Annotated in this window: 10 protein-coding genes; 7 read left to right on the top strand and 3 right to left on the bottom strand. The window is 68.3% G+C overall.

All coding sequences use genetic code 11. The features are described 5' to 3' along the window. Window positions 1–255: 255 nt before the first annotated feature. The 5 genes from C8J26_RS13410 to C8J26_RS13395 are packed head-to-tail and all read left to right on the top strand — an operon-like array spanning window position 256 to window position 5,382. Window positions 256–2,241 (top strand): sialate O-acetylesterase, encoded by a 1,986-nt coding sequence (locus C8J26_RS13410; protein ID WP_107958663.1) that lies wholly within the window; start codon window positions 256–258, stop codon window positions 2,239–2,241. Between the two features lie 26 nt (window positions 2,242–2,267). Beyond that, complete coding sequence (locus C8J26_RS20155; RefSeq protein ID WP_146168842.1) at window positions 2,268–2,516, top strand: hypothetical protein; 249 nt, start codon at window positions 2,268–2,270, stop codon at window positions 2,514–2,516. A gap of 24 nt (window positions 2,517–2,540) precedes the next feature. Continuing rightward, entirely contained in the window at window positions 2,541–3,683 is a 1,143-nt protein-coding gene (locus C8J26_RS13405; protein ID WP_107958661.1) for a fumarylacetoacetate hydrolase family protein, read from the top strand. Then, entirely contained in the window at window positions 3,680–4,486 is an 807-nt protein-coding gene (gene xylB / locus C8J26_RS13400) for a D-xylose 1-dehydrogenase (RefSeq protein ID WP_107958659.1), read from the top strand. The genes C8J26_RS13405 and xylB (C8J26_RS13400) overlap by 4 nt, the downstream gene beginning before the upstream one ends. After that, the gene (locus C8J26_RS13395) at window positions 4,477–5,382 is read left to right on the top strand and encodes an SMP-30/gluconolactonase/LRE family protein (RefSeq protein ID WP_107958657.1); all 906 of its coding nucleotides are present in this window, start codon (window positions 4,477–4,479) and stop codon (window positions 5,380–5,382) included. The genes xylB (C8J26_RS13400) and C8J26_RS13395 overlap by 10 nt, the downstream gene beginning before the upstream one ends. Before the next feature lie 206 nt (window positions 5,383–5,588). On the opposite strand, the gene C8J26_RS13390 is transcribed toward C8J26_RS13395, so the two are convergent. The 3 genes from C8J26_RS13390 to C8J26_RS13380 form a co-directional block, all read right to left on the bottom strand. Then, window positions 5,589–7,022, bottom strand: a complete 1,434-nt coding sequence (locus tag C8J26_RS13390) for a sugar porter family MFS transporter (protein WP_056413115.1) — start codon at window positions 7,020–7,022, stop codon at window positions 5,589–5,591. Between the two features lie 79 nt (window positions 7,023–7,101). Then, a complete protein-coding gene (locus tag C8J26_RS13385; RefSeq protein WP_107958655.1) occupies window positions 7,102–8,880 on the bottom strand; it encodes an IlvD/Edd family dehydratase in 1,779 nt (592 codons plus the stop codon). Between the two features lie 134 nt (window positions 8,881–9,014). Continuing rightward, window positions 9,015–10,100 carry a LacI family DNA-binding transcriptional regulator gene (locus C8J26_RS13380; RefSeq protein ID WP_107958653.1) on the bottom strand — a complete coding sequence of 362 codons (1,086 nt, stop codon included), beginning with the start codon at window positions 10,098–10,100 and terminating at the stop codon, window positions 9,015–9,017. A gap of 236 nt (window positions 10,101–10,336) precedes the next feature. Here C8J26_RS13380 and C8J26_RS13375 point away from each other — a divergent pair, with 236 nt between their 5' ends. Together C8J26_RS13375 and xylB (C8J26_RS13370) are read left to right on the top strand one after the other, a co-directional pair. After that, the gene (locus C8J26_RS13375) at window positions 10,337–11,467 is read left to right on the top strand and encodes a glycoside hydrolase family 43 protein (RefSeq protein ID WP_107958651.1); all 1,131 of its coding nucleotides are present in this window, start codon (window positions 10,337–10,339) and stop codon (window positions 11,465–11,467) included. Further along, window positions 11,467–12,912 carry a xylulokinase gene (gene xylB / locus C8J26_RS13370; protein WP_107958649.1) on the top strand — a complete coding sequence of 482 codons (1,446 nt, stop codon included), beginning with the start codon at window positions 11,467–11,469 and terminating at the stop codon, window positions 12,910–12,912. The genes C8J26_RS13375 and xylB (C8J26_RS13370) overlap by 1 nt, the downstream gene beginning before the upstream one ends. The last annotated feature ends 7 nt before the right edge of the window (window positions 12,913–12,919 follow it).

Genomic DNA, 12,919 nt, shown 5'->3' with positions numbered 1-12,919 from the left:
GTCAGATCGTCGTGACGGACGCTCGGCACCGCTCGCTCTTCTTCTGTGTCAGGGGCGGCAATCTGCCGCGACGCGGCAGGGCCGACATCGGTAGAAAAGAGTTGCCGCCGGCCTTTGTCGGAGTATAAATTTCGTGTGAGCGATACCATGGTACTGCCGGCGTGCGATGCATGACGGCGTGCCGACAAGAATGGATCGCTCGAAACGCCTCCCGGCCGAACGTCGGGGCGGTGGGCGCGCAGGGAGAGGGTGAGGATGATAACCTATCAATCGACGAGCCGGGCTGCGTCGACCATCCTGTCCGGCATCGCCGCTTCCTTCGTCACGATCGGGCTGGCCACCGCGGCAGTCGCTGCGGCTCCGGACACCGCTCCCAGCCTGGACGGTCTGGTCGGCGATCACGGCGTCGTGCAGCGGGGCCAGCCGATCGTGCTGCGCGGGCGGAGCATGCCGGGCCGGCCGGTCACCGCGCGGCTGAGCACGCGCACCTCGACCGCGACGGCGGATCGCAACGGTCGATTTACGCTGCGCCTCGAACCGCTTGCCGCGGGCGGGCCTTATGATCTCACGCTGACGGACAGCAATGGCGTAACCACCGTCCGCGACCTGCTGATCGGCGACGTGTTCCTGTGTTCTGGCCAGAGCAACATGGAATTGCCCGTCAATGCCGCGCAGGACCTGATTCCCGACGCGCATCCGGCGCTCGACGACCAGCTCCGCCTCGTCACGATCCCCAAGGCGACGAGCGAGACGCCGCTCGCGCGGTTCGCCGCGATGCCGCGATGGGCGGCGGCCGGGCCGGATACGGTCCCCGGGTTCTCGGCGGCATGCTTCTACATGGTGCAGGCGCTGCGGCGGAGCGAGGGAGTGCCGATCGGTGCGATCCACGCGAGCTGGGGCGGATCGCGGATCAGCGCATGGATGAGCGACACCGCGCTGCGATCCGCGGGGCTGGCACGCGCGGCGGACCTGCTCGCGCTGCACGCGACGGATCCGGTCGCGGCGGAGCGCGGCGCGTCGACGATCTGGGAAGACTGGTGGCGACGCGGCACCGGCGATGCGCCTGGACGCGAGCCCTGGCAGCCCGACGCCGCGATCGACTGGAAACCGGTGCCACGCATCGGCAATTTCGAGCAATGGGGCGTCCCCGCGCTCGCCGACTATAACGGCATGGTCTGGTACCAGCGCGTCGTGACGTTGACCGCGGCGCAGGCGCGCGGCGCGGCGACGCTGGCGATCGGCGTGGTCGACGACGCGGATCGCACCTGGGTCAACGGAATCGGCGTCGGCGGCAACAGCAACGCCGGCCGCGCGCGCGTCTATCCGCTGCCCGCGGGGCTGCTGAAGGCGGGGCGCAACGTCATCACCGTCAACGACGATGACGTCTATGCCTTTGGCGGCATGACCGGCCCCGCGGAGACGATGATGCTGACGCTGGCCGACGGCAGCGCGGTGCCGATCGGCGATGGCTGGCGCTATGCGATCGCGAAGCGCGTGGCGGGCAATGCGCCGCGGTCGCCATGGGACGACATCAACGGCGCGGGCACGCTGTACAACGGGATGATCGCGCCGATCGGGGCGACCGCGCTCGCCGGGATCGCGTGGTACCAGGGCGAATCCGACACCGGCCTGCCCGGATACGAGACGCGGCTGGCGGCGATGACGCGCGGCTGGCGCCAGCAGTTCGGCGCGCCGGCGATCCCGCTGGCGATCGCCCAGCTCGCCAATTACGGCACGCCGCCGATCGCACCGGGCGAGAGCGGCTGGGCGGAGGTCCGCGAGGCGCAGCGGCTGATGGCCGCGCGCGACGGGCATGCCGGTGTCGCGGTGACGATCGATCTGGGCGATCCGCTCGACATCCATCCGGGCGAGAAGCACGCGGTGGGCCAACGGCTCGCGCGCGTGCTGCGTCCGCTCGCTTATGGCGCGCGCGCGCCGGCCGGACCGGGCATCGCATCGGCAAGCCGCGCCCCCGGTGGCGGCGTGACGCTGCGCTTCACCGGCGTGACCGGCGCGCTGCACGCACAGGCCGCACGCGGGCCGATCGGGTTCGAACTTTGCGGGGCAGAAGTCGGCAGCTGCCGCTATGCCGACGGCGTCGCGCAGGGCGACCGCGTGACGCTCGCCGCCGACGGCAAGCCGGTCGTTCGTGTCCGCTATGCCTGGGCGGACAGCCCGGTGGTCAATCTGGCCGACGACGCACAGCTGCCGGTCGGGCCGTTCGAGATCGTGCTGCCCTGACGTGACACGAAGGAGAAACGCGATGCGTGCTGATCGTCCAGGCTGCCGGCGCATCACAAAGCCTCGAACACCCGCGTCAGTCGGATCCGCGCGGCGAGCAGATGGACGACCTTGCAAAACACGCCGGTGTATCGGTAATGGTACCGCTACCGCCAATAACCGGCGGAGGAGAGGACTTTACCGATCTGCCGCATCGCGCGGTGACGTTGGCACGTCGAGCAAAGCTACGTGACGGAGGCATGTCCGTGCCACCTGACCACCGATTTTTCGCCTGATACAGCCCTGCCGGAGATGTTGCCGTGACATTCGATTTCGATACCCTCGACGCCCTTGGACCCGACTGGCGCACCGCGCGCTGGATCGGCCGGATCGACCGCGGCGAAGGCCCCACGCCCGTCATTGTCGCCGGCGGCATCGTGTTCGACATGAGCAAGGCCGCACCAACCGTCGCCGAACTGGTCGCGCGCGACCTGCTCGATCCGACTGCCGGCGAGGCGATCTGCGATCTCGATACGCTCGGCCTGTCGGTCGGTGGCGTACCGCGGCTGCTCAGCCCGATCGACGTGCAGTGCGTCAAGGCGGCCGGCGTCACCTTCGCGGTATCCGCGCTCGAACGCGTGATCGAGGAACAGGCGCGCGGCGATGCGGGGGCGGCGACCGCGGTGCGTGCGCGGCTCGAGGACCGGATCGGCGGCGGACTGGCGCACGTCGTGCCCGGCACGCCCGAGGCGGCGGCGTTGAAGACCGCGCTGATCGAGGAGGGACTCTGGTCGCAATATCTCGAGGTGGCGATCGGCCCGGATGCGGAGATCTTCACCAAGGCGCCGTCCTTGTCGACGGTCGGCTGGGGCGCGGACATCGGCGTGCGTTCAGACTCGACGTGGAACAACCCCGAGCCTGAGATCGTGCTGCTGGTGGCGCCCGATGCGCGCATCGTCGGCGCGACGATCGGCAACGACGTCAACCTGCGCGACTTCGAGGGGCGTTCCGCGCTGCTGCTCGGCAAGGCGAAGGACAATAACGCGTCCTGCTCGCTCGGCGCGTTCATCCGCCTGTTCGACGACTCCTTCACGCTCGACGATGTCCGCCGCGCCGAAGTCGCGCTGCGCATCGAGGGCACCGACGGCTATGTCCTCGACGGCGCCAGCTCGATGAGCCAGATCAGCCGCGATCCCGAGGAACTCGTCCGCCAGGCGTTGAGCGAGCATCAATATCCCGACGGGTTCGTCCTGTTCTTGGGCACCCTGTTCGCGCCGACCAAGGATCGCGACGACGTCGGCCGGGGCTTCACGCACAAGTCGGGCGATACCGTCTCGATCGCCGCGCCCGGACTCGGTCGCCTCATCAACACCGTCACCACATCGAAGGCCGCAGCGCCCTGGGAGTTCGGCCTGGTCGCGCTGATGCGCAACCTCGCCGCACGCGGGCTGTTGTCGGCATGACCCATCCGGAGAACAGCGTGCTGCAGAAAACCGCCGGTCGCCACGAAGGCGCCGTCTACCCATCGCTCAGGAACAAGCGAGTCATCATCACCGGCGGCGGGTCGGGCATCGGTGCCGGGCTGGTCGAGGGATTCGTGGCGCAAGGCGCGCGGGTCGCGTTCGTCGACGTCGCGCAGGCCGACAGCATGGCGCTGGTCGAGCGCCTGTCCGCCGGGGCGGAGCATGCCCCGGTCTTCCACCCGCTCGACCTGACCGACATCGACGCGCTCGACGTCACGTTCAAGACGATGATCGACCAGCTCGGCGGGGTCGACATCCTGCTGAACAACGCGGCCAATGACGACCGCCACACGATCGACGAGGTGACCCCGGCCTATTGGGATCAGCGGATGAACGTCAATCTGCGGCATTTGTTCTTCGCAGCACAGGCGGTGGTGCCGTCGATGAAGGCAGCAGGCGGTGGCGCCATCATCAATTTCGGATCGATCAGCTGGCATCTCGGCATGAAGGACCTGATCCTCTACCAGACCGCCAAGGCGGCGATCGAGGGGCTCACGCGCAGCCTGGCACGCGATCTCGGCCGCGACTGCATCCGCGTCAACGCGATCATCCCCGGCAACGTCCAGACGCCGCGCCAGGAGAAATGGTACACGCCCGAGGGCGAAGCGGCGATCGTCGACGCGCAATGCATCGACGGCCGTATCCAGCCGTCGGACATCGCCGCGATGGCGCTGTTTCTCGCGTCCGACGATGCGCGTATGTGCACGGGACATAATTACTGGGTGGATGCAGGATGGCGGTAAACGGCGAGGTAAACGGTGGCGTGGAGCGCGTGCTCGGCGTCGGCGCGATGCTGGGCGAAGGGCCGTTGTGGCTCGACGATGCGCTCTGGTTCGTCGACATCAAGCAGCACCGCGTCCACCGCTTCACGCCCGCAACCGGCGACCATCAGACTTGGACCGCCCCCGCGCAGGTCGGCTGGGTCCAGCCGCTGGCGGACGGCGGCATGCTGGCCGGATTGCAGACCGGGCTGCACCGGTTCGACCCCGCCGATGGCAGCTTCACGCACCTCCACGTCGTCGAGCCTGACTCGCCGGGCAACCGCCTGAACGATTCGACCGTCGATGCCGCGGGGCGGCTCTGGTTCGGGTCGATGGACGATGGCGAGAGCGCGGCGTCCGGGCTGATCTACCGCGCCGATGCGGACGGCGTGGCGCCCGTCGTCGACGGCATCGTGATCACCAACGGGCCCGCCATCTCGACCGATGGCGCCACGCTGTATCACTGCGACACGCTGGCCGGGACGATCCACGCCTGCACGATCCGCGAGGACGGCAGCCTGGCCGACACGCGCATCTTCGCGGCGGTCGACGTCGCGACGCAGGGCTATCCCGACGGGCCGATCGTCGATGCCGAAGGATATGTCTGGGTGTCCTTCTATGGCGGCTGGTGCGTGCGACGCTATTCGCCGGACGGGAAACAGGTCGCCGAGATCCGCCTGCCCGTCTCGAACGTCACCAAGATCGCGATCGGTGGCCCCGATGGCCGCACCGCCTATGCGACGACGGCCGCCAAGGGCCTATCGGACGATCACCGCGCGCTCCAGCCTTATGCAGGCGACGTGTTCGCGTTCGACGCGGGGGTGGCAGGCCAGCCGGCGCACCGTGTCGCGACGATAGCTGGCCGCCGTATCGCCTGACCGGCGCGGCGCCGTCGAACGAAAAAGGGCCCCGCGGATCGATCCGCGGGGCCCTTTTTTCGTTTGGCTCTATCTCTTCCTCCCCCGCCAGGGGGAGGTGGCACCGAAGGTGACGGAGGGGAAGGACACCGAACGGCCTTCGCCCTTCCCTCCCCCTCCGTCTGGCAAGCGCCAGCCACCTCCCCCTTGCGAGGGAGGAGCGACGATCAGCCGGTCATGTCCTCGAGTTCGCGACCGCGCGTTTCGTTGACCAGCGCCTTCACGAAGAAGAACGAGATCGCGGCGAAGAACGCGTAGCCGGCATAGGTCACCGCCAGGCCCGGCGACAGCGCAAGCGCGGGGAAGCTGACCGAGATCGCCGCGTTGGCGATCCACTGCGCGAAGCCCGATACTGCCAGACCCGATCCGCGGATCTGGTTCGGGAACATCTCGCCGAGCATCACCCACATCACCGGGCCCCAGCTGGCGTTGAAGAAGATGACGTACAGATTGGCCGCGACCAGCGCGATCATGCCGTTATGGCCGGGCAGCGACACCGCGCCGTCCGCCCCCGTCACCGCGGTCGAGAACGCATAGGCGACCACCGCCAGCGTGACGGCCATGCCCGCCGAGCCGACCAGCAGCAGCGGCTTGCGACCGATCCGGTCGACGGTCGCGATCGTGAACAGGCAGGCCGCGATCGACAGGACGCCCGACAGGATGTTGATCTGCAGCGCGTTGTCTTCGGTGAAGCCGACCGCTTCCCACAGCACCGCGCCGTAATAGAAGACGACGTTGATGCCGACCAGCTGCTGGAACACGGCGAGGCCGATGCCGGCCCACAGGATCGGCCGGATCTTGCCCGTGGTCTTGTCGACCAGGTCGCTGAGCTTGGGCTTGTGATGATCGGCGGCGAGCGAATTGCGGATCTCGACGACCTTGCGGTCCGCCTCGGCAGTGCCGAACAGGCGCGTGAGCACGACATGCGCCTCGGCTTCGCGGCCCTTGGCGACCAGGAAGCGCGGGCTTTCCGGGATCACGAGCAGCGCGAGGAAATAGATCGCGGCCGGGATCGCCTGCAGCCAGAACATCCAGCGCCAGGCGGGATAGCCGAGCCAGAAATCGGCGGTCGAGCCACCGGCATAGCGCGCGAGCGCGAAGTTGGCGACGAACGCACCGGTCAGGCCGGAGATGATCATGACCTGCTGGACGCTCGACAGGCGACCGCGGATCGAGGCCGGTGTGACCTCCGAGATATAGACCGGCGAGATGACGCTGGCCGCACCGACGCCCAGGCCGCCGATGATCCGCGCGAAGATGAAGATGCCGGAGCCGGTCGCAGCCCCGGCGAGCAGCGCGCTGAACAGGAACAGCGCGGCGGCGAGCATCATGACGTTGCGACGGCCGATCGCGTCGGCCATCCGCCCGGCGCCGAACGCACCGACCGCCGAGCCGACGAGGATCGCGCCGACATTGACGCCGATCCCGAGCCGACCGAGACCGAAGGCGGCTTCGAGACCCTTTTGCGTGCCGTTGATGACACCCGAATCATAGCCGAACATGAACCCGCCGATCGTCGCCACCGCGACGATCGCGGCGATGAAACCGTGGTTGACCGCGGCGTTCCCCTGCAATCCCGCTCCCGGATCTCCACTGTGCATATTCGCCATGATGTTCCTCTCCTGTGCGCCGACCGTTGCGGCCTGGTGTCGTCTGTCTTGGTTTTAGTAGTCGAAGCGGTCAGTGATTGTGCCGCGGCGTGCGCGCCGCGATGCCGCGGTACTTGACCGCGAAGTCGAGCACCGCGCCATCGGCGAGCTGTCCGGTCTTTTCGCGGTACAGCTCCTCCCACGGCGTATTGCTCGGCGGTATCGGCGGCGCCGGTTCGCCGCGCCGCCGCGCAATCTCGTCCGCGTCGACCAGCGCGTCGCACCGCCCCGCCTTGAGGTCGATGCGGATGATGTCGCCGGTCCGCAGCCAGGACAGGCCGCCGCCGACCGCGCTCTCCGGGCTGGCGTTCAGGATCGACGGGCTGTCCGACGTGCCCGACTGGCGCCCGTCGCCGAGCGTCGGAAGAGTCATGATGCCGCGCTGGATCAGATGATCGGGCGGCTGCATGTTGACGACCTCGGCCGAGCCCGGCCAGCCGATCGGCCCCGCCCCGCGGATGACGAGCATGCAGTCCTCGTCGATGTCGAGCGCGGGATCGTTGATCCGGTGATGATAGTCGTCCGACCCTTCGAACACGATCGCACGCGATTCGAACACGTCCTCGGCGCCGGTGCGCTCCAGATAGCGCGCGCGGAACGCGGGCGAGATCACGCTGGTCTTCATGATCGCGACGTCGAACAAATTGCCCGAGAGGACGAGGAAGCCCGCCTGTTCCTTCAGCGGCGTGTCATAGGCGCGGATCACCTCGCGGTCAGTGGCGACCCGGCCGGTGATGTTCTCGGCCAGCGTCCGGCCGGTCACGGTCAGGCAATCGCCGTCGAGCCGGCCCGCCGCGAGCAGCTCGCTCAGCACCGCAGGCACGCCGCCGGCCCGGTGGAACCGCTCGCCCAGGAAGCGCCCGGCGGGCTGCACGTCGACCAGCAAGGGCAGGTCGTAGCCATAATCCGACCAGTCGGCGGCGGTGATCTCGATTCCCGCATGCTTGGCCATCGCATGGATATGCGGCTGCGCGTTCGACGATCCGCCGATCGCGGTCACGACCCGGATCGCGTTGAGGAAGCTCTCGCGGCTGAGGATCCGCGAGGGGCGCAGGTCTTCATACGCCATGTCGACGATCCGCCGCCCGGTCTCATAGGCGAACTGGCCGCGTTCGCGATACGGCGCGGGGATCGCCGCGCAGCCGGTGAGCGACAGGCCGAGCGCCTCGGCGACAGCGTTCATCGTCGAGGCGGTGCCCATCGTGTTGCAATGCCCGGCCGACGGCGCGCTGTCGGTGGCGCGCTGGAGAAACTCCTCCTCGTCGATCTCGCCCGCCGCGAGCTTGCGCCGCGACCGCCAGATGACGGTACCCGAACCGACCAGCTCGCCCTCGTGCCAGCCGTCGAGCATCGGCCCGCCCGACAGCACGATCGCCGGGATATCGACGGTGGAGGCCGCCATGATCCCCGACGGCGTGGTCTTGTCGCAGCCGGTGGTCAGCACAACCGCGTCGATCGGATAGCCGTAGAGCGTCTCGACGAGGCCGAGATAAGCGAGGTTGCGGTCGAGCGCGGCGGTCGGCCGGCGGCAATTCTCGAAGATCGGATGGACGGGGAATTCCATCGCGATTCCGCCTGCGTCGCGGATACCGTCGCGGACGCGCCGCGCGAGATCGAGGTGGATGCGGTTGCACGGCGACAGATCGCTGCCGGTCTGCGCGATGCCGATGATCGGCCGCCCCGAGCGGAGTTCCGCCGGGGTGAGACCGTAGTTCATGAACCGCTCGAGATAGAGCGCGGTCATGTCCGAGCGCGCGGGGTCCGCGAACCAGTCACGCGATCGGAAGGGCCGAACCGGTTGCCGTTGCACGCGAAACTCTCCTGCTGGGCCGTCGCCGATCAGTCGGCGCACGTTAATACTGGTATCGCTACCATCTTCGCTGACGACGTCAAGCGCGCTGCGTCGGCATCGAGCATCGGTTTATCGCGGTTTTCGGACGCGGATCATGCCTGGTCCGCGCGCGGGCGCCGCCGCGGTGCGGCGTCCGACTGGCGACGGATCAGCGTGTAATCGAGCAACCGGTGGCGATCGGCGGTCGCGACTCCGGCCGGGCGACGAATCGCGGCGACGAGCATCTCGACCGCGATTCGCGCCATGTCCGCGATCGGCTGGTAGACCGTCGTGAGTTCGGGCCAGATCGCGGTCGACATGATCGTGTCGTCGAACCCGCACACGGTGAGGTCGCCCGGCACGTCGAGCCCGCGGCGATGCGCGACCGCGACGGTGGCGGCGGCCATGTCGTCGTTGGACGAGAAGATCGCGGTCGGCGGCTCGGGCAGCGCGAGCAGCGCTTCGGCAGCGTCGAGCCCCGACCGGTAGGTGTAGAGCCCGGGCTGGATCAGCGTCTCGTCGACCGCGATGCCCGCTTCCTGCAACGCGGCGCCATAGCCTTCGAGGCGACGCGCGCTGGCCGACAAATTGGGGTTGCCGGTGATGAAGCCGATCCGGCGATGGCCGAGCGCCATGATGTGGCGGGTCATCGTCAGCGCCGCCTCGCGGTCGTCGATCCGGACCGCCAGGACATCGTCCGACGGCCGGCCGCTGGCGACCGACACCGTCGGGATCCGCGCCTCGGCGAGCAGGTCGAGGATCGCCTCGGCCTCGCACAAGGGCGGCGGCAGGACGATACCGTCGATCCCGCCCGCGATCAGATGCCGAGTCACCTCGAGCTCATGCTCGCCGAGGTCGCATTTCTCGACGATGATCTGGACATCGCTGCGCGCCGCCTGATCGAGACTGCCGAGCAGGAATTCGCTGAGAAAGCCCGCGCTCGGGTTGCTGTAGAGCAGGCCGATCCGAGTCTGCCCTGCCCCGGCCAGGCTGCGCGCGGCGGGGTTGGGCGCATAGTTCAGCGCGGTGATCGCGGCGTTCACCGCGTCGCGCGTGACCGGACGGACGTTGCTTTCGCCGTTGATGACACGCGACACCGTCATCGGTGAAACGCCGGCGCGCCGCGCAACGTCGCTGATCGTCGGCGCGCCGCCCGCGCGACGTGACGGCCTGATCGTGGGAGGGGGAATGGTGTCCATCTGGCGTAGCGTTAGCGCAACCGCCCGTCGCAGGAAATGGCCCTCGGCGTTCGACCCTCGTTGGACTGTGGCGACCGGCATTCCCTGCACGCGACGGCGGCAGCGATGCGCGGCAACGCAACCATCAAAGTCCGCTTGCCCAGCCCGAAGGGGCTGTTATGGTAGCGCTATTTCCGCCATGAGGCGGAGGGCAGATCTCGCAGAAGATCGCCGACATTAGGAAGGATCGAACGGCCATGCAGCTTCGTCTACCCACCCTCGCCGCGAGCTTGCCCCTGCTGCTCGCCGGCAGCGTCGCACTGGCGCAGACTGCCGCGCCCACCGCCCCGTCCGCGCCAGCGAAGAGCGAGCCGCGTAGCCCCGACGGCAAGCGCTATCTGTCGCAGCCGCTGGTCAGCAGCATCTATACCGCCGATCCGTCGGCGCACGTCTTCAACGGCAAGATCTACGTCTATCCCAGCCATGATATCGATGCGGGCATCGGCGACGACGATCTCGGCAATCAATATGCGATGCGCGACTACCGCGTCCTGAGCATGGACCGCATCGGCGGCCCGGTGAAGGTCAATGGCGTCGCGCTCGACGTGAAGGACGTGCCCTGGGCGTCGAAGCAGATGTGGGCACCCGATGCCGCCTACAAGAACGGCACCTATTTCCTGTACTTCCCGGTCCGCGACAAGATGCTCGACAAGAACGGCCTTGGCACGTTCCGCATCGGCGTCGCCACGTCGAAAAGCCCGACCGGCCCGTTCAAGGCCGATCCCAAGCCGATCGCCGGCAGCTTCTCGATGGATCCGGCCGTCTTCACCGACACGACCGGCGCCAGCTACATGTATTTCGGCGGTATCTGGGGCGGCCAGCTCCAGCGCTGGAAGGACGGCAAGTTCGACGCCAACGGCTCGGACACGGACCTCGGCAAGGACGACCAGCCCGCCCTGTCGGGCAAGATCGCCAAGCTCAACCCCGACATGAAGAGCTTTGCCGAGACGCCGCGCGACGTCCAGATCCTCGACGACGCCGGCAAGCCCGTCCTCGGCGGCGACCATGAGAAGCGCTTCTTCGAGGCGTCCTGGGTCTTCAAGCGCGGCGGCACATATTATTATACCTACTCGACCGGCGACACGCACTTCCTGAACTATGCGACCGGCGACAACCCCTATGGTCCGTTCACCTACAAGGGCCACATACTGAAGCCGGTGCAGGGCTGGACGAGCCACCATTCGATCGTCGAGTGGAACAAGAAATGGTGGCTGTTCTATGCGGACACGCAGCTGAGCAACAAGAACCACCTCCGCAACGTCAAGGTGACCGAGCTCAAGTTCGCCGCCGACGGCTCGATCCCGACCATCGATCCGTTCGTCAACTGATGTTCCTCGGAATCGATATCGGCACCTCGGGTGTCAAGGCCGTGGTGCTCGACTCGCATGGCAGCGTGGTCGGCCAGGGCACGGCCGCGCTAACCGTGCAGCGGCCGCACCCGCTCTGGTCCGAACAGGATCCCGACGCATGGTGGCAGGCGACCACCGCGGCGGTCCAGGCGATCGACCCGAGCGTCCGCCGCGCGGTGCGTGGCGTCGGGCTCGCGGGCCAGATGCACGGCGCCACGCTGCTGGATGCCGACGACCGTCCGCTGCGCCCGGCGATCCTGTGGAACGATGGCCGCAGCTTTGCACAATGCGCCGCGCTGGAGCGTGCCGTCCCTGACCTGCGCGCGATTGCGGGCAACATCGCGATGCCAGGCTTCACCGCGCCGAAACTGCTGTGGGTGCGCGAGCATGAACCGGACGTCTTCGCGAAGATCGCCACCGTGCTGCTGCCCAAGGATTATGTCAGGTTGCTGATGACCGGCGACAAGGCCTCGGACCTGTCCGACAGCGCGGGCACTTTGTGGCTCGACGTCGGTGGCCGCTGCTGGAGCGACGCGCTGCTCGGCGCGTGCGGACTGACACAGGCGCAGATGCCGCGGCTGTACGAGGGCACGCAGATCACCGGCACGCTGACCGCCGCGGTCGCCGAGCTCTGGGGGATGCGGCAGGTGCCGGTCGCGGCGGGCGGCGGCGACAATGCGGCGGGCGCGGTCGGTGTCGGCGTGGTCGCGGACGGCGATGCGTTGCTGTCGCTCGGCACGTCGGGGGTGATCTTCGTCGCGACCAGCGACTTCCGCCCCAATCCCGATCGCGCGGTCCATGCCTTCTGCCATGCGCTGCCGGGGCTGTGGCACCAGATGTCGGTGCACCTGTCGGCCGCGTCGTGCATCGACTGGGTCGCGCGGATCACCGGTGCCGCCGGCGCCGCCGACCTGTTCGCACGCGCCGAGGCCGCCGGCCCCGCGTGTGGCCCCGAGCTTTTCCTCCCCTATCTGTCGGGTGAGCGCACGCCGCACAACGACCCCGAAGTTCGCGGCGCGTTCCTGCGTCTCGACAACGACACCGATGCCGGCCGCCTGTCGCAGGCGGTGCTCGAAGGCGTCGCGTTCGCGCTCGCCGACGGGCTCGACGTGCTGCGCGAAGCGGGCACCGTCGTCGAGCGGCTCGCGGTCATCGGCGGCGGCGCACGCTCCCGCTATTGGGGCGAGGTGATCGCCGCGGCGATGGAGGTCGAACTCGTCTACCTCCAGGGCGGCGAAGTCGGCCCCGCGCTGGGCGCCGCACGGCTTGCCCAGCTCGGCGTCGACGGCGGCGACCCCGCCGACATCTGCGTCGCGCCCCCCGTCTCGCACAGCATCGTTCCCGACCCTGCCCTCGTCTCGGCGCTCGCCGAGAAGAAGGCCGCATTCCGCCAAGCCTATTCCCGCATCACTCCAAAATCGTAGGAATCCC

Source organism: Sphingomonas aurantiaca, assembly GCF_003050705.1.
Taxonomy (GTDB): domain Bacteria; phylum Pseudomonadota; class Alphaproteobacteria; order Sphingomonadales; family Sphingomonadaceae; genus Sphingomonas; species Sphingomonas aurantiaca.
The sequence above is the reverse complement of the archived record's forward strand: the minus strand, read 5'-3'. Positions and strand labels throughout refer to the sequence as shown.